This is a genomic window from Microbacterium forte, assembly GCF_031885415.1.
Taxonomy (GTDB): Bacteria; Actinomycetota; Actinomycetes; order Actinomycetales; family Microbacteriaceae; genus Microbacterium; species Microbacterium forte.
Genome location: NZ_CP116871.1, coordinates 1,834,899 through 1,859,159, shown reverse-complemented (window position 1 = coordinate 1,859,159; position 24,261 = coordinate 1,834,899). Strand labels below are relative to the sequence as shown.

At 66.9% G+C, this 24,261-nt stretch carries 25 protein-coding genes and 3 tRNA genes; 9 read left to right on the top strand and 19 right to left on the bottom strand.

The window, feature by feature from the left end; genetic code table 11:
• Positions 1-62: 62 nt before the first annotated feature.
• The 6 genes from OB895_RS08985 to OB895_RS08960 form a co-directional block, all read right to left on the bottom strand.
• Entirely contained in the window at positions 63-680 is a 618-nt protein-coding gene (locus OB895_RS08985; protein WP_311879872.1) for a DUF4352 domain-containing protein, read from the bottom strand.
• Positions 681-868: 188 nt separating this feature from the next.
• On the bottom strand, positions 869-2,008 hold the full coding sequence (locus OB895_RS08980; RefSeq protein ID WP_311879870.1) for a glycosyltransferase: 1,140 nt from the start codon (positions 2,006-2,008) through the stop codon (positions 869-871).
• Position 2,009: 1 nt separating this feature from the next.
• Positions 2,010-2,897 (bottom strand): hypothetical protein, encoded by an 888-nt coding sequence (locus OB895_RS08975; RefSeq protein WP_197065936.1) that lies wholly within the window; start codon positions 2,895-2,897, stop codon positions 2,010-2,012.
• Between the two features lie 2 nt (positions 2,898-2,899).
• A complete protein-coding gene (locus OB895_RS08970) occupies positions 2,900-4,015 on the bottom strand; it encodes a Gfo/Idh/MocA family protein (protein WP_042536937.1) in 1,116 nt (371 codons plus the stop codon).
• On the bottom strand, positions 4,012-5,160 hold the full coding sequence (locus tag OB895_RS08965; RefSeq protein WP_311879867.1) for a DUF1972 domain-containing protein: 1,149 nt from the start codon (positions 5,158-5,160) through the stop codon (positions 4,012-4,014). Before OB895_RS08965 ends, OB895_RS08970 begins: the two co-directional genes overlap by 4 nt.
• Positions 5,161-5,258: 98 nt before the next feature.
• A complete protein-coding gene (locus tag OB895_RS08960) occupies positions 5,259-6,791 on the bottom strand; it encodes a sugar transferase (protein ID WP_042536941.1) in 1,533 nt (510 codons plus the stop codon).
• Positions 6,792-7,142: 351 nt separating this feature from the next.
• Between OB895_RS08960 and OB895_RS08955 the strand changes: the two genes are divergently transcribed.
• The 7 genes from OB895_RS08955 (at position 7,143) to OB895_RS08925 (ending at position 12,620) form a co-directional block, all read left to right on the top strand.
• Entirely contained in the window at positions 7,143-8,273 is a 1,131-nt protein-coding gene (locus OB895_RS08955) for a low temperature requirement protein A (RefSeq protein ID WP_079113896.1), read from the top strand.
• Between the two features lie 89 nt (positions 8,274-8,362).
• Positions 8,363-9,346, top strand: coding sequence for an intradiol ring-cleavage dioxygenase (locus tag OB895_RS08950; RefSeq protein ID WP_311879863.1), 984 nt, complete (start codon positions 8,363-8,365; stop codon positions 9,344-9,346).
• A 38-nt stretch (positions 9,347-9,384) separates the two neighbouring features.
• Positions 9,385-9,627: a twin-arginine translocase TatA/TatE family subunit gene (locus OB895_RS08945; protein ID WP_042536944.1), complete on the top strand. Its 243-nt coding sequence runs from the start codon at positions 9,385-9,387 to the stop codon at positions 9,625-9,627.
• Between the two features lie 3 nt (positions 9,628-9,630).
• The gene (gene tatC / locus OB895_RS08940; protein ID WP_311879859.1) at positions 9,631-10,437 is read left to right on the top strand and encodes a twin-arginine translocase subunit TatC; all 807 of its coding nucleotides are present in this window, start codon (positions 9,631-9,633) and stop codon (positions 10,435-10,437) included.
• A 2-nt stretch (positions 10,438-10,439) separates the two neighbouring features.
• Positions 10,440-10,877 carry a Sec-independent protein translocase subunit TatA/TatB gene (locus OB895_RS08935; RefSeq protein ID WP_311879857.1) on the top strand — a complete coding sequence of 146 codons (438 nt, stop codon included), beginning with the start codon at positions 10,440-10,442 and terminating at the stop codon, positions 10,875-10,877.
• Positions 10,878-11,069: 192 nt separating this feature from the next.
• Positions 11,070-11,354 (top strand): hypothetical protein, encoded by a 285-nt coding sequence (locus tag OB895_RS08930; protein WP_311879854.1) that lies wholly within the window; start codon positions 11,070-11,072, stop codon positions 11,352-11,354.
• A 147-nt stretch (positions 11,355-11,501) separates the two neighbouring features.
• Positions 11,502-12,620: a fatty acid desaturase family protein gene (locus tag OB895_RS08925; protein ID WP_042537176.1), complete on the top strand. Its 1,119-nt coding sequence runs from the start codon at positions 11,502-11,504 to the stop codon at positions 12,618-12,620.
• Positions 12,621-12,691: 71 nt separating this feature from the next.
• Here the strand turns inward: OB895_RS08925 and OB895_RS08920 are convergent, their stop codons facing one another.
• From OB895_RS08920 to OB895_RS08895, 6 genes are all read right to left on the bottom strand, one after another.
• Complete coding sequence (locus tag OB895_RS08920) at positions 12,692-13,315, bottom strand: response regulator (RefSeq protein WP_042536948.1); 624 nt, start codon at positions 13,313-13,315, stop codon at positions 12,692-12,694.
• A complete protein-coding gene (locus OB895_RS08915) occupies positions 13,312-14,532 on the bottom strand; it encodes a sensor histidine kinase (protein WP_153302130.1) in 1,221 nt (406 codons plus the stop codon). Before OB895_RS08915 ends, OB895_RS08920 begins: the two co-directional genes overlap by 4 nt.
• A gap of 94 nt (positions 14,533-14,626) precedes the next feature.
• Complete coding sequence (locus OB895_RS08910) at positions 14,627-15,460, bottom strand: ABC transporter permease (protein ID WP_042536950.1); 834 nt, start codon at positions 15,458-15,460, stop codon at positions 14,627-14,629.
• Positions 15,457-16,362: an ABC transporter ATP-binding protein gene (locus OB895_RS08905; protein ID WP_042536953.1), complete on the bottom strand. Its 906-nt coding sequence runs from the start codon at positions 16,360-16,362 to the stop codon at positions 15,457-15,459. Before OB895_RS08905 ends, OB895_RS08910 begins: the two co-directional genes overlap by 4 nt.
• A gap of 146 nt (positions 16,363-16,508) precedes the next feature.
• Positions 16,509-17,924 (bottom strand): coiled-coil domain-containing protein, encoded by a 1,416-nt coding sequence (locus OB895_RS08900; RefSeq protein ID WP_079112202.1) that lies wholly within the window; start codon positions 17,922-17,924, stop codon positions 16,509-16,511.
• Positions 17,925-18,092: 168 nt separating this feature from the next.
• A complete protein-coding gene (locus OB895_RS08895) occupies positions 18,093-18,596 on the bottom strand; it encodes a hypothetical protein (protein ID WP_042536958.1) in 504 nt (167 codons plus the stop codon).
• Positions 18,597-18,667: 71 nt separating this feature from the next.
• On the opposite strand from OB895_RS08895, the gene OB895_RS08890 reads away from it, so the two are divergent.
• Positions 18,668-19,402 (top strand): DUF2071 domain-containing protein, encoded by a 735-nt coding sequence (locus tag OB895_RS08890; RefSeq protein ID WP_042536960.1) that lies wholly within the window; start codon positions 18,668-18,670, stop codon positions 19,400-19,402.
• Here OB895_RS08890 and OB895_RS08885 read toward each other — a convergent pair.
• From OB895_RS08885 to OB895_RS08860, 6 genes are all read right to left on the bottom strand, one after another.
• Complete coding sequence (locus OB895_RS08885) at positions 19,383-20,303, bottom strand: AEC family transporter (protein WP_042536962.1); 921 nt, start codon at positions 20,301-20,303, stop codon at positions 19,383-19,385. The two genes, OB895_RS08890 and OB895_RS08885, sit on opposite strands and share 20 nt — an antisense overlap.
• 314 nt (positions 20,304-20,617) lie before the next feature.
• The gene (locus OB895_RS08880; RefSeq protein WP_311879848.1) at positions 20,618-21,241 is read right to left on the bottom strand and encodes a GntR family transcriptional regulator; all 624 of its coding nucleotides are present in this window, start codon (positions 21,239-21,241) and stop codon (positions 20,618-20,620) included.
• A gap of 105 nt (positions 21,242-21,346) precedes the next feature.
• The gene (locus OB895_RS08875) at positions 21,347-21,655 is read right to left on the bottom strand and encodes a hypothetical protein (RefSeq protein WP_311879846.1); all 309 of its coding nucleotides are present in this window, start codon (positions 21,653-21,655) and stop codon (positions 21,347-21,349) included.
• Between the two features lie 121 nt (positions 21,656-21,776).
• Positions 21,777-21,849 (bottom strand) — tRNA-Phe (locus tag OB895_RS08870).
• 71 nt (positions 21,850-21,920) lie between these two features.
• Positions 21,921-21,994 (bottom strand) — tRNA-Asp (locus OB895_RS08865).
• Positions 21,995-22,023: 29 nt separating this feature from the next.
• Positions 22,024-22,096 (bottom strand) — tRNA-Glu (locus OB895_RS08860).
• 211 nt (positions 22,097-22,307) lie between these two features.
• Between OB895_RS08860 and OB895_RS08855 the strand changes: the two genes are divergently transcribed.
• Positions 22,308-23,675 carry a peptidoglycan DD-metalloendopeptidase family protein gene (locus tag OB895_RS08855; RefSeq protein WP_042536966.1) on the top strand — a complete coding sequence of 456 codons (1,368 nt, stop codon included), beginning with the start codon at positions 22,308-22,310 and terminating at the stop codon, positions 23,673-23,675.
• Between the two features lie 73 nt (positions 23,676-23,748).
• On the opposite strand, the gene OB895_RS08850 is transcribed toward OB895_RS08855, so the two are convergent.
• Positions 23,749-24,240, bottom strand: coding sequence for an inorganic diphosphatase (locus tag OB895_RS08850; protein WP_042536967.1), 492 nt, complete (start codon positions 24,238-24,240; stop codon positions 23,749-23,751).
• Positions 24,241-24,261 lie beyond the last annotated feature (21 nt).

Below are 24,261 nucleotides of genomic sequence, written 5' to 3'. Positions count from 1 at the left end.
AGGTTCCTCGTGTCGAGAAGCGGTCGGAATCGGTGGTCGCGGACGGGCTCAGCGTGGACATGTCAGCCGAGCCCTCCGCGGAAGACGGCGGATGTATGGTCGCCGTCGAAGTCGACGACCACGGTGACCTCGTCGCGCGCATCCACGGGGAGCGCGAAGGCGTAGGTCGCGGTGGCGCTCTTGCCTGCGGCCACCGTGCCGGCGAAGTCGGTGACCTCCGCTTCGGCGGCGTAGACGCGCACCGCGGTCGCGCCGCTCGCATCGAGCACCGTGAGCACCGACGTGCCGAGGTCGATCGAGTCGGAGGAGCCGTTGTCGATCGTGATCGTCAGTCGGGCGTATTCGCGGCCCGGAAAGCTCCCTGGTCCCTGCGACGTCTCCTTGCCGAACGACACGTCGTCGATGCGGACGCTGACGCCGTCGTCGTAGGACACGGCATCCGAGGTGTCCGCCGGATCCGCCTTCACGGTCGGTGCATCCGAGTGCCCCGCACGCTCGATCTTCGCGACAGGCTCGTCGGGGGTGGTCGCTCCCGAGTTCGCCGACGGCGCGGAGCTCGCGGACGGTTCAGGAGCGGGAGTCGCCGACGATGTGACCGTCGGATCCGCTCCGCTCGACGGCTCCCCAGTGCCGCTGCAGGCGACCAGGCTCACGCAGAGCGCGAGGGCCGCGATGGACATGCTTGTACGCGCAATCACCATGATTGTCGATTCCCCAGATTCCCCAATCAGGGTTGCCGATGTCGGCCCGTTCAGAACGAGTCGATCGGCTTGCGTCATCCCCAAATGACGCTATCCCCAGTGAGCGCGATCGTATCATGTCCACTGGATGGGGGACAAGAGTCCTGTGGATAGATCTCGCTAGACCTTCAGCGAGGAAGTGCGGCGAGGATCCCGTCGGTGTACCGATCGACCGAGAACGCGTCCGCGACTGCCGAGGAATCCGATACGGCGAGCGTTGCCTGCGAGGGCCAATCGTCGATCTTGGCAGCGATCGCCGCCGCGAGCGCAGCAGCGTCGCCGGGGGCCACGAGCGTCGCGCTCTGCGACGAACTCACTGCTTCCGGCAGACCACCGACCTTACTCACCACCGCAGGACGCGCGGCGAGAGCGGCCTCGACGGCGGTGTTGCCGAACGTCTCGTCGACCAGGGAGGTGATCACGGCGATGTCGCTGCGCGCGAGGTCGTCCCACACCGACGACTTGAATCCCAGGAAGGACACCCGATCCTCGAGTCCGCAGCGGGCGACCTGGGCGCGAAGCTCATCGAGGTATGCCTCGTTGCCGGGGAAGACAGCGCCGACCACGTCGAGACGAACGTCGCGATCCTCGCGGACGAGCGCGTCGAGCGCATCGACCGCCACATGCACGCCCTTGCGATGTGACAGTCGACCGACGTAGAGGAGGCGCGTCGGGGCGGTGAGCGCGATTCGCGGTGGAACGACCTCACCTGGACCGGGGACCGCGTTGTGCACCACGATCGTCCTGTCGCGGACCCGAGGAGCGGAGGACGCCAGGACGCGACGCGTGAAGTCGCTGTTCGCGATGACGCGATCGCTGAACACGAGCGGCAGGTACAGGGCGCGGCGCACGATGCCGGCGACGGAGCCCTCACCCTCGTGCACGTGACAGACCGTGCGGCGTCGGCTGATGCGGCCGAGGAGGATCCACAGCGGGGGAGTGATGGTGTTCACGATCACCGCGCCGGGGTCGACGCGTCGGATGAGTCTGAGCCCGGGGCCGACGGCCTTGATCGTCGTCACGACCAGCTCCACGAGTCCCCGTGCGTTCAGCAGGCCCTTGCGGACGATCGGCGTCGCGCACTCGACGACCTCGGCTCCGGCTTCCTCGAGCAGCGGCACGAGGGGCCCTGCCATGGGCACGGTCACCACGACCCTCCGCCCCGCGCCGACGAGCGCGCGGACGGTCTCGAGAACCATCCGATCCGAGCCGTAGAGGTCGGAGCCGGGGTTGGCGATCAGGACGACGTTCGGGTCACCCTTCGGCATGTCAGCGCTGAGGCCAGTACTCGTCGACCAGGCTCACCGTCGATGCGATGTTCGCACGGCTGGATGCGCCGAAGACGATCGACTCGAGGTTCGGCAGCGAGGTCACCCATTCGATGGCTTCGCGAGGCGGGATCGCGCCACTCGCATACACCGACATCGCGACGGCACGGAACTGGCGCTTCTCCATGGCGTCACGGTACGCCTCGACTCCGCCGGACATGCGGAACCCCAGCTTGTTGATGTTGGAGCACACGATCGGGTTCTCGACGCCGGCCTTGTCGAGGTCATCGAGCAATCGAGGGAGGTTCATGGTGATGAAACCGGGCTCCGCGTTGTAGCGCTTGCGCACGTGGTCGGCGAAGATCCGGAAGGCGTCGGTGAAGCCCAGACCCGACAGCAGATCGACGACCACGTTCTGCAGCCAGATGACGGGGGTGTCGAGCCCCTCGAACATCTTCATCTCGGCGTCGATGAGCAGGGTCGTCACGCCTTCGATGTCCTTGCGAGCGAGCGACGACGTGCCGCGCGCGATGCTGTCGAGCAGCCCTTCCTCGGGGAGGAACTTGCGGATCGCGCCGAGGAACCCGTCTTCCGTCACAGCGTTCGCGTACTTGTGCGCATACGGCATGCACGGGAAGAACGTCATGTCCGCATAACGGTCCGGATGTGCGCGGACGTGGTCGGTCACCTCCGAGATGCGATCATGCGTGGTGCACATGAACGTGTGAACGCCCTCGTCGTACGCGGCATCGAGCACCCCCATGATCGCACCGGTGTCCTGGAACCGCATCTGCTGAGCGCGGGCCTTCTCTTCGGACATGTGATTGACGCCGAAGAACTGGTTGTCACCGAACAGAAGCCGGTCCATGGTTCGCGTGGGTGTCGTCATGGTCATTTCCCTCCGCGCAGTGCGGTCAGTGCTGCCGCGATGCGCCCCTTCGGTGCCGTGTTCACTGCAAGATCGGACGCGGCGTCGGCGGTGAGCCGTGAACCGTCGCGCAGAGCATCTTCGCTGATCATCGAGATCACCCTGTCGGTGACCGCCGCTGAGGCGAAGTCGTTGAGCCCGGCGGACGCGCCCGCCTGAGCGCGCTGCACGAACGAGTCGAGCTGAGCGCTGTACTCCTCGCCCCGAAGATAGAACCAGGGCGCTTCCGTCAGGTCGGTCGTGTACCGCACGTTCCAGCCGACGCGATATCCGTCGGGGATGGTCGCGGTGTCGCGCAGGTAGACGTGAATCTCCTGCCGGTCGGCGTAGATCCGCCCGTTCGTTCCCCAGAGGGTGATCTTGGTCGTCATCTTGCGCTGCGACTCGTCGGACCAGTTCGAGATGATCTGCGCCGTGCCGTTCGGGTAGTGCAGCGTGCTCGCGACCGCATCGTCGATCTGCGCCGAGAAGATGCTCGTCAACTGGCTTCCGCTCACCGAGTCCGGCGTGCCGAGATACCAGGTGAGGAGGTTCAGCGGATGGGCCGCGTAATCGTAGAGGCAGCCGCCCCCGGTCGCGCGCTCGCTGCGCCAGGTGCGCCCGGCGGGCTTCAGCACGACGGGGCCGTACGCCTCGGCGAGGGCCGTGTTGACGGTGCCGATGGCGTCGAGGTCGAGCAGGCGCTTGACCTCGCTGAAAGCACCGACGAAGCGGTTGTGATAACCGACCTGCGTGACGAGTCCCTTCTGCTCGGCGAGCGCGGTGAGCTCGATGCTGTCGGCCGGATCGATCACGAGCGGCTTCTCGCAGAAGACGTGGATGCCGCGCTCGAGTGCGTTCCGGATCATCCCGGCGTGCAGATGCGTCGGCGTCGCGATGATGATGGCCTGCGGGCGGGCCTCGTCGAGCATCTTGTCGAGGTCCTTGTAGGGCTTGACCCCGGTGTACTTGGCCAGGATGTCGAGCAGATACCCGGTGGCGTCGCACACCCCCACCAGATTCACGTCGGGGTGGGCCTTGATCATCGAAAGATGAGACAGCCCCATCTTCCCGAGTCCGACCACTGCGACATCGATCATGCGTTTACCCCTGTCTGCTGCTGTACGTGCCCGCGACGCGCGAGCGCGGTGCGAAGAGCGTGTTCATACTCGGAGCCGATCTTGGTCCACGTGAACTCAGCGTGGAAACGGTCACGGCTGGCGGCACCCATGCGCCGCCTTCTGCTGTCATCGGAGAGCACATCGTCGAGCAGGCCGGCGAGATCGTCGGTTCCGGTGAAGTAGGCGTTGTCGGGTCCGGCGACCCAGGTGTTGTAGGGATTGTCATGGGCGATCACGGCGTTGCCCGCGGCCATCGCCTCGACCAGTGACGGGTTGGTGCCGCCCACCGTGTGCCCGTGCAGGTAGAGAGCGGAGTGGAAGCGGAGCGACTGCAGACGCTCGGGTTCGAAGATCGCCCCCGGGAACAGGACCTCATCGGAGGCTGCGGCGCGCACGGCGAGATGGTATGGATCATCATCTCCGTAGGGACCCACGACCACGAGCGGCATGCCGCGTTTCTCGGACGACCACGCCTTCACGATCTCGAGCACCGAGTTCTCGGGGATCGGGCGGCAGACGATCGTCGCGTACTGATCGGGGACGAGGCCAAGCGCCTCGACGGGGCCCGTCGGCGCCTCGGTGACCTCGTGCGCGCCGTAGGTGATCGTCTGCACCCGCTTCTTCCCGAAGTGCCGACGCAGGTACGTCGCGATCACCGGGTGGTCTGCGATCAGCACGTCTCCCACGAGGCCGGCCAGGCGTTCGTTGGCGAGCAGGATCCCCTGTTTCACGACCCCCCACCGCTTGCGGGTCCACTCCATGCCGTCCATGTTGATGACATTGGGGATCCGGCGAAGCCGGGGGATCACGTCGAACACGCCGGTGTTGTAGCCGAAGGTGAGCCAGACATCGCCATCCGAGTGCGCGCGCATCGCGTGACGGGTGGAGGTCAGGTCGAACGCCGAGGTCCCCTTCCAGCCCTCGCGGGGCTCGTGGATCAGAACGCGCTGCAGGCCGTTCCATTCATCCACCGTCGTCGGCCCCTCCCCGGGGATCTGACAGTAGACGATGACGTTCCACCCCTGCTCGCGCAGGTACAGGCCGACGTTCTCGGCGGCCGTCTCGAAGCCGCCGTAGGCGGCGGGAACGCCATGGGTGCCAAGTATCCGGACGGTTGATGGCACGGTGATTTTCCCCTCATGTCGGGTGCTTCCGCACCCACTTCACTGCGTCACGGTTCTGCATCCGCCTCCCCGGCGGACCGAACCACAGTGTTCTGTGACTAGTATGCCCCGCTGGGCCGCACCATGACCTTGGCAGTGCGCCACATGATCTGCAGGTCGTTCATGACCGACCAGTTCTCGACGTAGCGCAGGTCGAGACGAACGCTCTCGTCCCACGAGAGGTCGCTGCGGCCGGAGACCTGCCACAGACCCGTGATGCCCGGCTTGATGTAGAGACGACGGAACACGGTGCCGTCGTAGGCGGTGACCTCGGAAGGAAGCGGCGGGCGCGGACCCACGACGCTCATGTCTCCGATGAGGACGTTCCAGAACTGCGGCAGCTCGTCGAGCGACAGCTTGCGCAGGATCCGGCCGACTCGGGTGACACGCGGGTCGTCCTTCATCTTGAACAGCAGGCCGGCGCCCTCGTTCTGCTCTTTGAGCGTCGCGAGCTGCTGCTCGGCATCGGTCTTCATCGAGCGGAACTTCATGATCTGGAAGGTGCGGCCATCTCGGCCGACGCGCTCCTGAGAGAAGAACAGGGGCCCCGGCGAGTCGAGCTTCACGAGCAGGGCGAGGATCGGCGTGATCAGTGCGATCGGGATGAGCGCGACGGATGCGACGGCGATGTCGAGTGCACGCTTGAGCACGTGCTGACCGCCCTCGTACGAGGGGATCTGCACCTGGATGAGCGGAAGCCCCTCGACCGGTGCGAAGGAGATGCGCGGACCGGCGACGTCGGTGAGGCGGCTGGAGAGCACGAGTTCTGCTGCGGTGCCCTCGAGCTGCCAGCTGAGGTGCTTCACGAAATCGGGCTCGCCGTCGGGACGGCTCGCGACGATGATCGTGTCAGCGCCCAGCTCGGCGGCCACGGTCGAGACCGAGTTGACGTTGCCGAGCACCGGGAACTGTGCGCCGCGGGCTTCGACGTCGCGTGCGTTGCCGTCGAGCAGCGTCGCGCCGACGACCTGATACCCGGAGGCGCCGATCGGGTGCAGGGTGCGGATGACGTACTCGACGTCGTCGCGGTTGCCGACGACGAGCGTGCGCGAGGCGAAACGCCCTCGCGCACGCTGCGCCGTCAGCCAGTGCCGCCACGCCCAGCGGGTGACGAGCAGCGTGAGAACACCGAGCGGCAGGCCGACGAGCAGCACGAGCTGCGTCGTCTGCCAACCGAGCACGACGCTGAGCATGGCGATGATCCCGAACGCCAGCCCGCTGGCGTGTGCCACACCGCGGTACTCGGTGGCGCTGGCGCGGAACAGCGCTGCGTCACGGGTGTGCAGCGCGCCGAGCATCAGATACCAGAGCGTGCCCAGCAGAGTGCCGGTTCGCAGGGCCTCTTCCCCTGCGACACCGGTCATCACCTGGACCGCTGCTGTGATTCCGACTGCGAACAGGATGACCCCGGCATCCGTGATCCGCAGTCGCATCCGATAACGCCGCTCCCACTGACGGCGTCGCTCCAGCGTTGCGGACACGCGAGGTGTGACCACCGTGCGCGTGACCGACTTGGCGGCTCGAGGAGCAGCGACCGGCGTGAAGACCGTACCCGTGCGGGTGATGCTCAGAGCATCCTCGACGGAAGTCATGCCGAGGCCCCTTGAGCCGTGAATGTACGCAAAATTCCCCAGTGCGCCATAGTTTTCCCCAGATATTCCCCAGACCACGGACCCCACGTCCATGGCATCGTCTGCGTCCCGACCCCTCGGGTCCTGCTGCATCCGTGATCCCAAATCACGAGTTGCGGTCACCGTCCCACACGGTGGTGCTGGCAGCAGGCACTGCAGACTTCGTTCACTCTAGCGGAACCGGACGTTCAGCGGAAGGTAATTCACGCGAGTGGATCAACCTTTATTTCAGTACATGCGCTCCGGGGCCAGCGGCGCCGATATTCTGACCGCGTGACGACCACCTCAGCGACCCGATTCCATCTCAGCCGCATGCTGCCCAGGGATCCGGCGCAACCCCATCGCACCGCAAGCACGCTCGAGCTGTTCTTCGATCTCGTCTTCGTCGTCGCGGTGAGCATCGCCTCGGCCCAACTGCACCATGCGCTGAGCCACGGCGACTTCGTCCACGGCATCACCTCCTATGCGCTGGTGTTCTTCGCGGTGTGGTGGGCGTGGATGAACTTCACGTGGTTCGCCACATCATTCGACACCGACGACTGGCTCTACCGCGTCACGACGATCGTGCAGATGGGCGGAGTCCTCGTGCTGGCGGCCGGGATCCCTGCGGCGTTCGAGCGCGGTGACTTCACGCTGCCGGTGATCGGCTACATCGTGATGCGTCTCGCGATGATCGGGCAATGGCTGCGCGCGTCTCGTGGTGCGGGAGAGCTGAAGGCCGCGACCCGTCGGTACGCGTTCGGCATCGCCGGCGTGCAGGCGCTGTGGGTGCTGTTCCTGTTCATCCCGTCGGGGCCTTTCCAGATCGTGGCCTTCGTCGTCTTCGCGCTCGTCGAGATCAGCGTGCCGGTGTTCGCCGAGCACCGCAGGCAGACGCCCTGGCATCCGCATCACATCACGGAGCGCTACGGCCTCTTCACGCTCATCGTGCTCGGTGAGAGCCTCCTCGCCTCCGCCAACGCGATCATCGATGCGAGGAACGAGCTCGACTCCTTCGTGCCGCTCATCTCGATCTCCGTGCTGACCCTGGTGGTGACCGCCTCGCTGTGGTGGATCTACTTCTGGCCGCCGCACCACAAGGCGATCACGACGTTCGGGCGGTCGCTCCGTTACGGGTACTCGCACTATTTCGTCTTCGCCGCGGCCGCCGCCTTCTCGGCCGGAATCGAGGTCGAGCTCGACGTCCTGACCGGCGAGAGTCATCTCCCGCACGCCGTCGGTTCTCTCACGGTGGCCATCCCCATCGCGCTGTTCCTGCTCGGCATCTGGTGGATCGCGATCCGCGAGCACGCCGACAGCGTCGTGAACACGGTCATCCCGCTCGGTGCGGCGGTGGTGCTGCTCGACCCGATCCTGCCGATCCCGGTGGCGATCACGGCGGCCGTCCTCGTCGTGATCGTCGTCGTGCTCGTCCTGCACCCGCCCGTCCGCCGGGAGTCATAGTCTTCGCATAGACGAGACATAGCTCGCTGATCGGGCCCTCCGTGACCATGGGTACATCGACACCCATCCACGCCGAGAGGAGCACGATCATGAGCCGCATCCCCGAACCCGTCCAGACCCCTGAGGGCCCGACCTACGAGGGGCGACTGCTCGACCGCGCCGACGAGGAGGTCGTCGATCAGGGCGCCGCCTTCGACATCCGCACGCTGGTGACCCGCCGCGGCGTGCTCGGACTCGCCGGGCTCGGGGTGGGTGCGCTGGTCCTCGCCGCATGCGCTCCGTCGCAGAGCAGCACGTCGAGCACGAGCGACTCGACGGCGACGACCGACACGGGTGGCTCGTCCGGATCGACAGCCACGACAGCGACGGGCGAGATCCCGGATGAGACCGCAGGGCCGTACCCCGGCGACGGCTCGAACGGGCCGGATGTCCTCGAGGAGTCCGGCATCGTGCGTCAGGACATCACGACCTCGATCGACGGGTCGGCGACCGCAGACGGCATCCCCCTGACCTTCGAGCTGCAGGTCGTGGATCTCGCGAACGGCAGCGTCCCGTTCGAGGGAGTCGCGGTCTACGCGTGGCACTGCACGGCCGAGGGCGAGTACTCGATGTACTCCTCGGGCCTCGAGGACGTCACCTACCTCCGCGGAGTGCAGGTCGCGGATGCCGACGGTAAGGTCTCGTTCACGTCGATCTTCCCCGGATGCTACTCGGGCCGCTGGCCGCACATCCACTTCGAGGTCTATCCGGACGTCGACTCGATCACGGACTCGGCCAACGCCATCGCCACCTCCCAGCTGGCGCTGCCGGAAGACGTCTGCGCCACCGTCTACGCCGACTCGCGGTACCCGGGGTCCTCGCAGAACTTCGCGCAGACGAGCCTCTCCTCCGACAACGTCTTCGGCGACGACTCCGGGGCCCTTCAACTGGCCACGGTCACCGGTGACGCCGGCAGCGGGTACTCCGCGTCGCTCGTGGTGGGCGTCGACACGACCACGACGCCGAGCGCGGGCTCCGCCCCGTCGGGCGGCGAGGGCGGCCCAGGCGGCGGTGGTGAGCCGCCGTCCGACTGATCACGAACCACGCACCTCATACGAGAAAGAAGGAAGACATGCTTCAGAACCTCACAGGGTGGCACGCCCTGATCATCCTCGCGATCGTCGTCCTCATCTTCGGCGCCGCGAAGCTCCCCGCCCTCGCCAAGAGCGTCGGCCAGTCCATGCGCATCCTCAAGTCGGAGGTCGCAGAGACCCCGAGCGAGGCGCGGATCGCGCCGACACCGAGTGTCGGCAGTCCTGCGGATGCTCGCGATTCCGCCGACATCGTCAGGCCTGCCCTGCGGGCCGCGGAGTAGAACGTGTCCGCGCTCGTCGCTGACGCCGTCGAGGCGAGCACGTCGTCCGCTCCGACCGGGATGCCGCTGTCGTCGCACCTGCGGGAGGCGCGCACGCGCTCGTACCGCGCGGCGGCAGCGCTCCTGGTCGGGGTGGCCGCCGGATATGTCCTGTCGGACCAGATCCTCGAGGTGGTGCGGGCACCCATCACTGCGCTCGCCGAGTCGCGCGATGCGAGCCTGAACTACGACAGCATCACCGGGGCGTTCGACCTCAAGCTCAAGATCGCACTCTTCGCGGGTGTGGCTCTGTCGAGTCCCGTGTGGATGTACGAGCTCTTCGCGTTCCTCGCCCCGGGCCTCACCACGAAGGAGAAGAGGTACACGTTCGGGTTCCTCGGAGCATCCGTCCCCCTGTTCGCCGGCGGGTGCCTGACGGGTCTCCTCCTGTTCCCTCACATGGTCGAACTGCTGGCGAGCTTCGCCTCGGCCGAAGACAGCACCCTGCTGCAGGCGTCGTACTACGTCGACTTCATCCTCAAGATCGTGCTCGCCACGGGCATCGCCTTCGTGCTTCCGGTGTTCCTCGTGATGCTCAATCTGCTGGGCGTCGTGTCGTCCGGGGCGATCGCGAGGAGCTGGCGCATCGTCATCGTCGCCATCGTCCTGTTCAGCGCGGTCGTGACCCCGGCGGCCGACGTGCTGTCGATGTTCCTGATCGCCGTTCCCATGACCGTGCTGTTCCTGGTGGCGTTGCTCATCGCCTGGCTCCATGACCGCAGAGCGCGCCGCAGCGCTGCTGCGATGACCGCCCGCGCGACGGAGGGATGACGATGTTCGGACTCACGATCGAGAAGCTGTTCCTCGTCGCGCTGATCGCGACGGTGATCATCGGTCCTCGACGGCTGCCCGAGTACGCGCGCCGTCTCGGGGCGCTCGTCCGCCGTGTCACCCTGCTCTCAGGCGACGCGGCGCGGCGAGCCGAGCAGGAGACCGGTGTGGCGAGCATCCGCCAGGACTGGACGGCGTTGGATCCTCGGCAGTACGACCCTCGGCGGATCATCCGCGACGCGTGGGCGGCGGGGGAGAGCGCGGAGCCGAGGGAGCAGGTGCCGATCGTCACGGAGAACACTGTCACGGAGAACGCTGTGACGGAGGACTCGGCGACGGCGGATGCGGCCGATGACGCACGGCCCGAGCCCGAGGGGGCCTGGATCATGGCGGGGTCGTCGGGCCACCCGCGGCGTGTGTGGGTCCCGGCCGAAAGCTGAAACGAGCACCGGCCAAGCCGACCTGCTAGACTGATGGAGCACCGTGTGTTCTGGCCCTATCTAGGCCGTCCACGGAGCCACTGATCAGGGCCATTACGGACCACGTGCATCGATGCGCGCGGCATCCGCCCTTGATCTCACATCTTGCGGGTCGCGATATCGCGTGCCCGTCACACAGCAATGAGTATGACCATGAGCATGACCACTTTTCCTCCTTCTGACCCGTTGACCTGGAAACAGGCCGACGCAGACGTGCACGTCGCGACCCGATCAGGCGAATTCGCCGGTTTCATCGAGTTCGACGGCACCACCCACCTCGCCCGTGATCAGCGCGGGACCGAGCTCGGCGCCTTCGATTCTCTCGACGACGCGCGCGAGGCACTCGAGGGCGCGTGCGCCCCGAAACGCCGCGCACGCACCTTCTCGTTCGCGCTCCCGCGGGCGCTGAGAAGACGCCCTCGGCGAGCCCGCGCCTGACCGTTTCATTCACAGGACCTGTGAATCGTCAAGGGGTGCCGATGTATTCCCCACGGCGCATGTGCGGGGGGTTAGGTTGAGTTAAGCGTTGGGCGATCTGCCTTGGGCTTATCACAGCTCAAGGGCTCCAATCGACGGGAGAGCAACATCTCCATTTCACAGGTCGAAAAGACCGCGGCCACGCTCGGACCGGTACGCCAGACGTATTCCGGAAACGCAGACATCCCCCCGATGACGCACGCTTACAAGCAGGTGTCGCAGGTCGTCCGGGAGACGGGCCTTCTCCGGCGCGCCGGATGGTTCTACATCTTCGTCGCCGCCGGCCTCGCCGTCGCCCTCGGAGGACTCATCACCGGCTTCATCCTGCTCGGCGACAGCTGGTTCCAGCTGCTGATCGCCGCTGGCCTCGGCCTCGTCCTCACGCAGGTGGCGTTCCTCGCCCATGAGGCGGCGCACCGCCAGATCCTCACCTCGGGCCCGGCGAACTTCCGCCTCGCTCGCATCCTGGCCGCCGGCGTCGTCGGCATCAGCTACTCGTGGTGGGACTCCAAGCACACCAAGCACCACGGAAACCCGAACCAGGTCGGAAAGGACCCCGACATCGAGGTCGACACGATCTCGTTCCTCGAGACGGATGCGGCGCAGTCGCGCGGCATCGTCCGCCTGATCACGCGCAAGCAGGGATGGCTGTTCTTCCCGCTGCTGACGCTCGAGGGGCTCAACCTCCACTATCTCGGCGTCAAGCACCTGGTGACCAGCAAGAAGGCCAAGGGCCGTTGGATCGAGCTGGGGCTGATCGCCCTCCGGTTCGCGATCGTTCTGATCCCGGTCTTCCTGATGCTCCCGCTCGGCATGGCATTCGCCTTCATGGGCGTGCAGCTCGCCGTCTTCGGCGTCTACATGGGGGCGTCGTTCGCCCCGAACCACAAGGGCATGCCGATCATCGACCCGAACGCCCGCCTCGACTTCTTCTCGAAGCAGGTGCGTACCTCGCGCAACATCCGCGGCGGATGGTGGGCCACCTGGCTCATGGGCGGTCTCAACTATCAGGTGGAGCACCACCTGTTCCCGAACATGCCGCGTCCGCACCTCTCGAAGGCCCGCGAGATCGTCCGCGACTACTGCGTCTCGAACGACGTGCCCTACACCGAGACGAGCCTTCTGCGCTCGTACGCGATCGTCATCGAGTACCTCAACCGGGTCGGCCTCGCCGCCGGTGCTGATCCCTTCGACTGCCCCGCAGCCACGCAGTTCGTCCGCGCGTAGACAGTCCGCATCGCTGATTCGAACGGCCCTCATCCCTCGGGATGGGGGCCGTTCGCGTTCTCCGTCGTCGTCTAGATCAGGCCGAGTTCGAGCGCCCGCGTCACGGCACGCGTGCGGTCGGAGACCTCGAGCTTCTCGAAGACGTGGATCAGGTGAGTCTTCACCGTGGCCTCGCCGATGAACAGCTCGCGGGCGATCTCCGGATTGCTGCGACCCGCCGCGACGAGGCGGAGCACTTCGCGTTCCCGCGGGCTCAGCTGAGGTCTGCCCGGTCGGTCGCCGCGCATCCGCGTGACGAGCGTGGCGGCGATCGTCGGGGCGAGGACCGTATGGCCGTCAGCGACGGCCCGGATCCCCGCGACGATCTCCTCCTGCGGGGCGGCCTTGAGGAGGTAACCGCTCGCCCCCGCCTCGATCGCACCGAGGATGTCGTCGTCGGTCTCGTACGTCGTCAGCACGAGAACGCGCACCTCGGGCAGCTCTGCAGCGATGCGCGACGTCGCCTCGATGCCGGAGGTGCCGGGCATCCGGAGATCCATCAGCACGACTTCCGGGCGCAGACGAGCGGCCAGGTCGACCGCCTCCGCGCCGTTCGCCGCCTGCCCGACGACTTCGAGACCCGGATCGAGGGCGATGAGTCCCACGATGCCGGACCGCACGATCGGATGGTCGTCGGCGACGATGACGCGGATCATGGCGTCGTCTCCTTCTCGGCCTCGGCCGTGGACTCGGCCTCGGTCGTGGCCTCGGCGTGCAGCGGGATGCGCACGGTCAGGTCTGTGCCGGTCTGCGTTCCGTCTGCGACGGTCAGGGTGCCGCCGACGAGGGAGACCCGCTCCCGCATCCCCGCAAGACCGAATCCGCGGTCATCGTCGATCGAGACTCCTCCGAGTCCGCGGCCGTCATCGCGGATGCGGAGCTCCGCGGAATCGGCGATCGCGAGGGTGACCCGAGTGGATGCGGCGCCGGAGTGCTTGCGCACGTTCGCGAGGCCCTCTTGCGCGCAACGCAGCAGGACGACCTGCACGTCTCGCGCCAGCACAGCATCCGATGCCGACACGTCGACGCGCATGCCGGTCTCCCTCGCGAAGCGGGCGCCGAGGCGGCGGAGCGCGTCTCCGAGCGAGCCGGCGGACGGCGCGGGCGAGGTCACGGCCACGAGAGCCCTGGCTTCGACGAGCGCCTCTCGTGCCGCGCTCTCGATCAGCTCGATCGCGGCGGGCGAGCCGTCGATACGCGCGCGCTCAGCGAGCATGACGATGCTCGCGAGGCTCTGGGCGATCGTGTCGTGCACGTCGCGAGCGAGACGAGCGCGCTCCTCGATCGCACCGGCTTCGCGGCTCGCCGTCTCGAGGCCCGCCTGTGCGTCGGTCAGATCCGCCAGGAGATTCTGGCGCTCGACGCCCCACTCGGCGATGCGCGTGATCCAGAGGCCGAGAGCGAGGCTGAACGCGGTCGACAGACCGGACGAGAGGAAACCGGTGCTGAGCGCATCGGCGGTGAAGTCGCCCCAGTAGCCGTAGGCGAGACCGAGCACGACGCCGTTGCCCACCGTGACCAGCACGGCCTGCAGGGTCGATCGTGACGTCATCCAGATGAGCGGCAGCACCAGGGTCTGCAGCAGCAGCATGTTCGGCTCGATCGCCACGCCCACCGCGAGAAGCGAGATCATCGCGACCTGCAGCAGCGCCGAGACAGCGGGCGCAGGATCCTCGACGCCCTCATGAATCCCGACATAGGAGCGGGCGCCGAACGCGTAGACGAGGAAGACCCCGACGGTGATGGCGACGAGCACCCAGCGTGACCCGGGGAAGTTCTGCGGGAGGGTGAGGGAGAGGCCGGCCACCGCGAGCAGCAGCGCGGTCGCGGCGATGTCCCACCCCAGGCGCTCTCGGCGGATCACGCGGCTCATGCGCACCACTCTTCCACTGTTCGGCACAGCCCGACGCACAGCCCGACGCCGCGATGACGTCGAACCGTGCGCCGGGGCGACCGCGATGCCGATGTCATCCGCTCTGACGGATCCAGCGGAAGGTCGCGCGGCTGAGGATGAAGCCTGCGATGAGCCAGATCGCCAGCATGATCGCGACGAGACCGAGGTTCCATTCGCCTCCCGGTTCTGCGACTCTGAACGAGTCGGGCAGGATCGCCGCGCGCATCCCCTGAGCGATCCACTTGAGCGGGAACACGGCGGCGACGTTCTGCAGCCACTCGGGCAGGGCTGAGAAGGCGATGTAGACGCCCGAGATGAACTGCAGCAGCAGCACGACCGGGATCACCACGGCCGACGCGGTCTTGCCCGAACGGGGGAGCGCCGACAGGGCGATGCCGAGCAGCGTGCACGAGAGCAGACCGAGCACGAACACCCAGGCGAACAGGCCCCACGACTCTGCATCCACGGGCAGCTGCACCTTGTAGAGCACGACCGCGACGGTGAGGAGCAGCGCCATCTGCAGGATCGCGGTCACGAACACCTCGCCGATCTTGCCTATGAAATACGTCGCGGGCGAGATCGGGGTGCTTCCGAGGCGCTTCAGCGTGCCGTCGCTCTTCTCGACTGCGATCTCGATCGACAGGCCCTGCACTCCCGAGAGGAAGATGCCGCCCGCGATGAGTCCGGGGAGGTAGTACGTCGCCATGCTCACCTTGTCAGCGCCCTCGCCGACGTCGCCGGTGAAGATGGTCGCGAAGATCAGATACATCACGGTGGGGAACAGGAACGTGAAGAAGACCTGATCTCCCGCGCGGAAGTACTGTCGCAGCTCGAAGCCGATGCGACGCACGCCGAGTCGGATCGTGCGGGGGAGGCCGAAGCGCGTCGGTGCGGTCATGGTGCTCATGCCGGCTCCTTCAGGTCGGTGAGGCTGTCGTCTGCCGTGGGGTCCGCGGCGGATGCGGCATCGTGCTCTCGGATCAGGCCGAGGTAGATGTCCTCGAGGGTCGGGCGGACGACCTCCAGGGCGTCGGGTTCGCCGATCGTCGTCTGCAGCCCCGAGACGAACGCTCCAGGAGTCGGGGTGCGCTGCTCATGACGCGTGCCCGTCGCATCCCGCCAGCGCACCAGCGGTGTGCGTGCGTCCGGGCCGCCGATCTCGTCGATCGGCCCGATCGCGGCGATCCGCCCCCCTGTGATGACCGCGGCGCGGTCGCCGAGCTGAGCCGCTTCGTCGAGGTAATGGGTGGTCAGCAGGATGGTGGTTCCCTCCGCCTTGAGCGAGCGGATGAGATCCCAGAACTGGCGGCGCGCCTCTGGATCGAAACCCGTGGTCGGTTCGTCGAGGAATAGCATCTCGGGTCGACCGATGATCCCCAGTGCGACGTCGAGGCGGCGCTGCTGTCCGCCGGAGAGCTTCCCTGCGCGGGAGCGCTGCTTCTGCTCGAGGCCCACCGCGGCGATCACCTCGTCGATGTCGCGAGGGCGGGGGTAGTACCCGGCGAACTCGGTGAGCAGCTCACGGACGGTGAAGTTGCCCGCTTCGCCGGTGGATTGCAGCACGATCCCCAGGCGTGCCTTCCAGTCCAGCCCGCCGCGCTGCGGGTCGACGCCCAGCACACGCACCTCGCCGGACGTGCGGTGTCGATATCCCTCGAGGATCTCGATGGTCGTCGACTTTCCTGCACCGTTCGGGCCGAGCAGCGCGAACGTCTCGCCCCGGCCGATGTCGAAGCTGATGCCGTCGACGGCGGCGAACCCGCCGTAGTCCTTGCGGAGATCCCGCACCTCGATCACGCTGTCTGTCATGTTCCCAGCGTGCCCGCGGAAGAGCGCGCGCGGTAGCCGTCAAGCGACGGACTCGGGCATCCACCGATCGGTGGATGCCCGCTGAGGACGGAACAGGGGCGTGAGCGGAATGTCCGCCCACGCCCCTGTTCGTCAGGAGATCGAGGTCAGCGTGAGGCCTTCTCATCGGTCTCGACGACCTCGATGGTGATCTTTCCGTCGATGGTCTCGGCGTCGTCATCGAGGAGCTCATCGTCGAGGGCCTCGTCCCCGCGGAACTCCTCGACGGGCTCTACGGTGTCGTCCTGGTCGTCTTCGAGGATCTCGGCATCGAGGGTGTCGACGTCGAGCACGTCGTCGTCAGCGTCGGCCGCCGGCGCGACGGCGTCCTCCTTCTGCTGGTCGCTGAAGATCCCCTCCGGGCGGATCAGCTCGCGCACCTCGGCCATGAAGCTGGCGAGCTGCTGCTGCTGCCAGCGCAGCTGGCGCGCCTGGTCTTCGGCATCCCGCAGTACTGCGGAGGTGTGACTCGTCACAGAGTCGACGATCTTCTGCGACTTCACGCGCGCACGGTCGAGCGTGTCGCGGGCGCGCACCTGGGCATCCGCTTCGATGGTCTGCGCCTGCGAGCGCATCAGCCGCTCGTAGTCGTCGGCCTTCGCGGAGATGCGCTGTGCATGATCGAGCGACGCGGCGACCTGCTCGTTGGCATCGTTCGTGATGCGCTCGGCGTGGGCGACGGCCTGGTTGTGCAGCACGAGGAACTCCTGCTGGGCGTCGTCCTGGCGTCGGGTGAGCGTCTCCTCGAACTCGAGCACGCGCGCGTTCATCTCGCGCACCTCGCGCTCCGCCTCGGCACGCAGCTGGGTCGTCTCGCGAGTGACGAGCGAGCGAAGCGCCGCAGCGCCCTTCTCGGCCTCGGTGCGGATCGCCGTGGCTTCCTGCGTCGCCTGGTGCACCCGCTCGGCGGCGTGCGCGGCCTCGCGCTCGAGAGTCGCCTGGTGCGCGGTGTACTCGGTGTCGATCTTCAGGCGCACCTGGTCGGCATCGTGCTGAGCGTGGGCGATGATGCGGGTGACATCGGCATCGGCCTCGGCACGCTGCGTGGTGACCTCTTCGCGAGCTGCGGCCATCAGGCGGTCCGCCTGCACCGCGGCGTTCTGGATGAGCACGTTCGCCTGCTCTTCGGCGACACGGAGGATGGCCTCGAACTGCTCGCGCGACGGCGCCTCCTGGCCGTCCGCCCGCGGAGTGTCGACGAGCTCGTTGGTCAGGGTGGCGACCTGCTGCTCGGTCTCCGCGGCCTTCGCCTTGGTGGCGAGAAGCTCGGCCTCGAGTTCTTCGCGGGCGATGCGCTCTTCTTCGCGGAGCGCCTCGACGGCGTCTTCGTGGCGCGCCTCGGTGGCGGCGAGGTCTGCCTTCGCCTGCTGCAGCTGATTGCGCAGCGCGCTCAGAGCCGAGTCGACCTCGGCCTTGTCGTAGCCGCGGAACGACGCTGTGAAGCCGGACTGCTCACGGGGCGTCTCTTCAATCAGCTTGTCGAAGAAGTCGGGAGTCCGGTCGTTATTGGGGGATTCACTCATTGGTCGGCCTTTCCGGCGCAGGTCACAGAGGGACTGAGGGCTGTGATGAGAAATGGTGCCGTCGCGAGGCCGGCTGTGGTGGGGCCGGTGCGTCATCAGCAATACCACAGCCTAGTTGCGGCGGCTGTGAGATGCACCCGGTGTTCCGGTACGCGACGTGCGGTCGGTCTAGACCGGCATCCATGTTCCCGTCGCCTCGTCGCGCCGGTGGTGGGTCGGCCGTCCCGGGGAGACATCGATGCCCCTCACGTGCGCGGCCGCGGAGACGCCGGAGCGCAGGTCTGCCCAGAACTCCGAGGTGTTCGGCACGCCCAGGTGCTCGCGGACCCTCTCGACCTCCAGCCGGGTTCCGCGCTCATCGTCGACGAGCCGCACGATCGCGTCGTCGGGCTCGATGAATCGGATGCCGTAGCCCCCGCCCCCGAGCCGGGTGAACTTGCGCGGCTGCTGCAGCACGACACCGTCGACGACCTCGCGTGCTGTGGCTTCCGGCGCATGCAGCACCAGAGTCGTGTCCAGTTCGTCGAGGATCCCGGTGAGGCGGGTCGTCGCGTAGCGCCGCCCTTCTCTTCCTCCAGCCGCGTCGGTCGAGCGGCGCACCCAGCGGGGGAGGAAGATCGCCAGCACGAGGATCGCGGCGATCACCGCGACGTAGATGAGCGCGTTGTCCACGCATACAACCTACGGGAGGCGGATACGCCGACACCCTTGGAGTAATTTAGCTACAGTGCTAGATTCACAACATGAGGATCATTCGCGACGTACGGGCGCAGCTGCGCCGGCGACTTCTGATCAGCTACCGGGTGGACCCTGACGTCGCCGTCTCGCTGCTGCCTGCGGGGTTCCGCCCTCGAATCGTCGACGGCTCTGCGGTCGCCGGCGTGTGCGTGCTGGGTCTGGAATCGATTCGCCCGGGCTGGTCGAGCGGTCGATGGGGTCTCCGCTCCGAGAACGCCGCTCATCGGATCGCCGTCGAGTGGGACGGCCCCGACGGCGTCGAGCAGGGGGTCTTCATCTTCGAACGCCACAGTTCGGCATGGCATCCGGTGCTGTTCGGTGGGCGACTGTTCCCCGGGGTGCATCGGAGGGCGCGATTCCGGATCGAGGAATCCGGCGATCGTTACGCACTCGCGATGGAGGCGGCCGGGCACAGCCTCGACGCCGATGTCGAAGTGGGCGGCGAATGGTCGAGTGCGCTGTTCGCGTCTGTCGACGAGGCCTCCGACTTCTACCGCTCCGGTCGCATCGGGTGGTCACTGGCGCGCGACCGACGCACCGTCGAACCGGTCGCGCTCGCGTCCGACTCGTGGAAGGTCGAAGGTGCCCGTCTGCACCACCTTCGGTCGTCGTTCTTCGAGGCGCTTCCCGCCGGGGCTGCGGTCTTCGACAGCGTCGTCGTGATGCGCGATCTCCCGCTGACCCTCTCCGGCGTCGGCGGCCGGCGGGATGCTGCGGTGCTCACCCCAGCAGGAACATGATGAGGATCAGCACGGGCAGGCAGCCGAGCGTGGTGAGGAACACGGTGTCACGCGAGATGGTCTCGCCGATGTCGTATCGCTGCGAGTAGTTGAAGACGTTCTGGGCGGTCGGAAGCGCCGCGAGGATGACGACGATCAGCACTTCGGCCGAAGAGAGTCCGAAGACGAACTCCGCCACGACCCAGGCGATCAGAGGCATCGCGATGAGCTTGAGCGATGTGGCGACGATGATGTCTCGGCGGTGTCCGGGGGCTCCGAGGACGCGCTGGCCGTGCAGCGAGATGCCGTAGCTGATCAGCAGCACCGGCACGGCAGCATCGGCGATCAGCTGCGCGGGCTCCATGACGATGGGCGGAACAGTGATGCCCAGCACCGAGACGAGGGTTCCGAGGAGCGAGGCGATGATGATCGGGTTGGTCGCCGTGCGCACGAGGGTCTTGCGCAGCGAGACCCGGTCGCTCGTGACGGCATCGAGGATCGTCAGCGAGACCGGCGTGAAGACCAGCAGCTGCATGAGCACGACCGGCGCGGGGTAGGCGGCGCTGCCGAGCAGGTACAGAGACAGTGGGATGCCGATGTTGTTCGAGTTGACCTGCCCGGCCGACAGGGCGCCGATCAGCGTCTCTCCGACGGGGCGCTTCCACCAGAGTCGCGCCACCAGCGTGTAGATCGCGATGATCGCGACGGCCGCTATCGCCGAGACGGGGAGCAGCGAGGAGAAGAGCATCTTCGCATCGGCATGGGCGAGCACGGTGAAGAGCAGGAACGGCGACAGCACGAAGAAGATCAGGCGGCCGAGCACATGCCGGGCGTGCGGGCCGAGCAGATCGATCCGCCCGAGCAGGTACCCGAGGGCGATCGCCACCCCCACGACCGCGAATCCGGTGAACGTCTCGAGCATGGTTCGAGCGTATCCAGCCCGGACCCACCCCATTGTCACCGGCGGCTCGGGCAGGGTGTCTCGGCATAGCAGTTCGAGCGTCTCGGCGTCAATGGTTGAGCCCCGATCAGCGTCAGTGCCCGTCTCGCCAATACGCTGGCAATACGACGAGCCGCAGTCTGCTGCTCTCCGTCGGTCGAACCAGACGTGCCCTCGAGTCTCTCGGTCTTGAGCGCCCACTGGGGGGTGGGTGCGCTTGCGGACCTTCTCATCGACTGATCCGGTCCCCCCGTTCGGGCGCGGGGGACCGGAACCAACTCCTCGGAGTGGATCCGCTACTTCAGGCGGAGCATCCTCTGCACGGCCTTGACGCCGGCGGTCGCGCTGCGAGCGCGCATCGCGGACTCGAGCTCCTCGAGAGACTCCCGCGTGTTCACTCGCGGCTCTCCGAGGTAGAGATCGCGGAACACGAGATACCAGAAGTCGCTCAGCATCAGTCGATAGAGATCGTTCAGCGCACGGTCGGTCAGGAATTCGAAGAGCTCGACATGGGCCTCGATCCAGCCCTTGCCGGACTCGACCGACTCGATCGCCGCGCCGATCAGCTCGCACGCGATGGCGAGGTCCGCCTCGGACAGCGCGAGTGCAGCCTCGCGGATGATCTCGCCGCCCTGAGACGCGGCGAACTCGCGGGTGATGCGTGAGCGTTCGTCGGTGATGTCGGTGACCATCGAATAGCGATTCGCGTGGACTTCCATCAGCCCGGCTCGCGCGAGTCGCTGCACTGCCTCTCGCACCGGGGTGCGGGTGACGCCGAGGTCGTCGGCGATCGCCTTGTCGCTCAGTTTCGCGCCCGGAGCATAAGTGCCGTCGGCGATCGACGTCGCCAGTCGACGGAAGAGCTCCTCAGCTCCGAGGTTCCGCTGCGCCCCAGGCACAACCGGCAGGTCAGGTCCCATATCGATATATTACTTCGCATACGTCGGGTGGGATATCGACCGCGAGAGACGACCTGCGTGTCTACTGTGCTGCAGCCGCACTCATGGACTGCATCCATGCGGTCGTCACTCTCGTGTGAACGAGGCCTCGCGGCTGACGCGCCGGTTGTGGAGGGTCAGCACGACGAGCGCTGCGACGGGACCGGCCAGAACCACCATGATCGTCCAGTGCCATCCCGCGGTGCTCACGAGCGCGGCGCCGAGCACGATGAGTCCGGCGCCCACGGCCCGCAGTGCGATCGAGCGCTCAGGCGTCGTCCGAGGCTTGCCGCCGAACGGAACTCGCGTGGTCGCGTTGGCTCGAAGAGTCATCCCGAGAGCGGTGTGGAAGATCGCGATCCCGACGACAGCGGCAGCGATTCCGAAGACGAACATGTCATCGACGGTATCAAGTGCGCTGTCCGGCGTTCAGATCGCCTCCGCCCGGGAAAAGCGGAAACCCCCGCCATGTAGAAGCTAGGCGAGGGTTCCTAAGGTGACTGTAATGATCACCCTGTGGCTCCGACGGGCGTCGATCCCGTGACCTCACGATTTTCAGTCGTGCGCTCTACCAACTGAGCTACAGAGCCGTGCGACGGGCTAGACCTGTCGCATCTAGACGAAAGGGCCCTTCTCGAAGAGAAAGGCCCGTCGCTTAGAGCGACCCTGACGGGACTTGAACCCGCGACCTCCGCCGTGACAGGGCGGCACGCTAACCAACTGCGCTACAGGGCCATACTTGTTTTCAATTATACCGGAAGGAGTGACCCCAACGGGATTCGAACCCGTGCTACCGCCGTGAAAGGGCGGCGTCCTAGGCCGCTAAACGATGGGGCCGAAGTCTGTCCCGGAGGACTTCCTTGCCGACGCTCAAGCATAAGGGAAGATCTGAGCAAAACGCGAATCGAGGGCGAGCCTGATGTACCCCGGGCGTGTTCGGGAGGACGATGGACCCGTATCGCTGTGTCCTCTCGCGCTGTCCGCCTCCTGGTGCGGATGTGAAAGAAGTTGTTAGTGTGGCATTTGTGAAACCGGCGGAAGGGGCCGAGTGAACGACAAGGACTCGACGACGAATGCTGCTGCGGCGGCATCCGACGACTGCGGCTGCGCGCCGACGCCCGCGGAGAGCCGTGCGTTCTGGAAGGACCGCTCGGTCACCCGTCGCGGCGCCCTCACTCTCGGCGCGCTCAGCGTCGTCGCCCTCAGCGCCTTCGGCGTCTCCAACGGCGTGACCGCCGCGTACGCGGCGACGTATCCCAGCTGGGACGACGTCCAGAACGCGATGAACAACGAGGCCGCGAAGGCAGGCGAGGTCACGCGCATCGAGGGGCTCATCCAGTCGCTCAAGCAGCGGGTGGCAGACGCGCAGGCGAAGGCCGTCCTCGCCGGCGAGGAGTACAACGCCGCACAGCTGGCGTACTTCGACGCCATCGCCGTCGCAGATGAGCTCCAGTCAAAGGCCGACGAGCAGGCGCTCGTCGCCGACGACGCGACCAAGAAGGCCGCCCAGCTCGCCGCTCAGCTCTATCGCAACGGGGGCGATGACACCGCCCTCGAACTCTTCTTCGCCGGCTCGGCCGACAACGCCGACCAGCTGCTCTCTCGTCTCGGGACGATGGACAAGGTCTACCAGTACAACCAGACGGTGCACGACAACGCGGTCGCCGCACGCAACTCGGCCCAGGCGCTCACCGATCAGGCCGTCGTCGCCCGCACCGAGCGCGACCGTCTGCAGCAGATCGCCGAGCAGAAGATGATCGAGGCCCAGGCGGCAGCCGACGCCGCCCAGGCGGCGCTCGACGAGCAGTCGGCCAACCTCGCGACGATGCAGGCGCAGCTCGCCGCCCTGAAGGACGCCACGGCGACGACCGTGGCCGGCTACCAGGAGGGCGTGCGCGTCGCGGAGGAAGAACGCAAGCGTCGCGAAGCGGCCGAGGCCGCTGCTGCCGCCGCAGGCAATGGCGGCGGTGGCGGTGGCGGCGGAGGAGTCGGCGGGTCACCCGGATCGGGAGGCTGGGTCCGACCGCACGGCGGCCACCGCAGCGCGGGGTTCGGCCCTCGTCCCAAGCCCTGCGCGGCATGCTCCGGCTACCACTACGGCGTCGACCTCGCGAACGGCTGCGGAGCGGCGATCTACGCGGCGCAGTCCGGCACCGTCGACTACGCCGGCCCCCGGGGCAACTACGGCAACTACATCCGCATCCAGCACGGCGGCGGAGTCTCCTCCGGCTATGCGCACATCAGGGACGGTGGATTCGCGGTCCGCAGCGGCACCTGGGTGAACTCCGGTCAGGTCATCGCCTACGCCGGCAACACCGGAGCATCCGTCGGCTGCCACCTGCACTTCGAGGTCTACATCAACGGCGCGTACACCAACCCCATCACCTTCCTCGCGGATCGCGGCGTCTCGGTCTGAGTTCCGCGTCCACGACGAGGAAGACCCCCGACCGCTGTGCGGATCCGGGGGTCTTCCTCGTTGCAGCGAGGGGTCAGTGACCCTGCTCGCCGAAGCGGACGATCGCCTCGTCGAGGATGCGCTGCGCCTCTGCGGCGTCGCCCCACGCGTCGACCTTGACCCACTTGTTGGGCTCGAGGTCCTTGTAGTGCTCGAAGAAGTGCTCGATCTCCTTCTTGGTGAACTCGGCGACGTCGCCGATGTCCTGGATGTGTGCCCAACGGGGGTCCTTCGACAGCACGGCGACGAGCTTGTCGTCTCCGCCGGCCTCGTCGCTCATCTTGAGCACGGCGACGGGTCGCACCTCGACGACGACGCCGGGGTAGATCGCGTGGTCGAGAAGCACGAGCACGTCGAGTGGGTCGCCGTCCTCTCCGAGGGTGTTGTCGAAGTAGCCGTAGTCGGCGGGGTACCCGAAGGTCGTGTAGAGCACGCGGTCGAGGTGCACTCGTCCGGTCTCGTGGTCGACCTCGTACTTCACGCGGCTGCCGCGCGGGATCTCGATGACGGCGTCGTGTGCGCCCATGCGTGTGCTCCTCAGAAATGA

Coding starts and splice junctions, on each gene's coding strand:
- OB895_RS08985 (WP_311879872.1), bottom strand. CDS start 680: ATGTCCATCGCGGCCCTCGCGCTCTGCGTGAGCCTGGTCGCCTGCAGC.
- OB895_RS08980 (WP_311879870.1), bottom strand. CDS start 2,008: ATGCCGAAGGGTGACCCGAACGTCGTCCTGATCGCCAACCCCGGCTCC.
- OB895_RS08975 (WP_197065936.1), bottom strand. CDS start 2,897: ATGACGACACCCACGCGAACCATGGACCGGCTTCTGTTCGGTGACAAC.
- OB895_RS08970 (WP_042536937.1), bottom strand. CDS start 4,015: ATGATCGATGTCGCAGTGGTCGGACTCGGGAAGATGGGGCTGTCTCAT.
- OB895_RS08960 (WP_042536941.1), bottom strand. CDS start 6,791: ATGACTTCCGTCGAGGATGCTCTGAGCATCACCCGCACGGGTACGGTC.
- OB895_RS08955 (WP_079113896.1), top strand. CDS start 7,143: ATGCTGCCCAGGGATCCGGCGCAACCCCATCGCACCGCAAGCACGCTC.
- OB895_RS08950 (WP_311879863.1), top strand. CDS start 8,363: ATGAGCCGCATCCCCGAACCCGTCCAGACCCCTGAGGGCCCGACCTAC.
- OB895_RS08945 (WP_042536944.1), top strand. CDS start 9,385: ATGCTTCAGAACCTCACAGGGTGGCACGCCCTGATCATCCTCGCGATC.
- OB895_RS08935 (WP_311879857.1), top strand. CDS start 10,440: ATGTTCGGACTCACGATCGAGAAGCTGTTCCTCGTCGCGCTGATCGCG.
- OB895_RS08930 (WP_311879854.1), top strand. CDS start 11,070: ATGAGCATGACCACTTTTCCTCCTTCTGACCCGTTGACCTGGAAACAG.
- OB895_RS08920 (WP_042536948.1), bottom strand. CDS start 13,315: ATGATCCGCGTCATCGTCGCCGACGACCATCCGATCGTGCGGTCCGGC.
- OB895_RS08915 (WP_153302130.1), bottom strand. CDS start 14,532: ATGAGCCGCGTGATCCGCCGAGAGCGCCTGGGGTGGGACATCGCCGCG.
- OB895_RS08910 (WP_042536950.1), bottom strand. CDS start 15,460: ATGAGCACCATGACCGCACCGACGCGCTTCGGCCTCCCCCGCACGATC.
- OB895_RS08905 (WP_042536953.1), bottom strand. CDS start 16,362: ATGACAGACAGCGTGATCGAGGTGCGGGATCTCCGCAAGGACTACGGC.
- OB895_RS08900 (WP_079112202.1), bottom strand. CDS start 17,924: ATGAGTGAATCCCCCAATAACGACCGGACTCCCGACTTCTTCGACAAG.
- OB895_RS08890 (WP_042536960.1), top strand. CDS start 18,668: ATGAGGATCATTCGCGACGTACGGGCGCAGCTGCGCCGGCGACTTCTG.
- OB895_RS08885 (WP_042536962.1), bottom strand. CDS start 20,303: ATGCTCGAGACGTTCACCGGATTCGCGGTCGTGGGGGTGGCGATCGCC.
- OB895_RS08880 (WP_311879848.1), bottom strand. CDS start 21,241: ATGGGACCTGACCTGCCGGTTGTGCCTGGGGCGCAGCGGAACCTCGGA.
- OB895_RS08875 (WP_311879846.1), bottom strand. CDS start 21,655: ATGTTCGTCTTCGGAATCGCTGCCGCTGTCGTCGGGATCGCGATCTTC.
- OB895_RS08850 (WP_042536967.1), bottom strand. CDS start 24,240: ATGGGCGCACACGACGCCGTCATCGAGATCCCGCGCGGCAGCCGCGTG.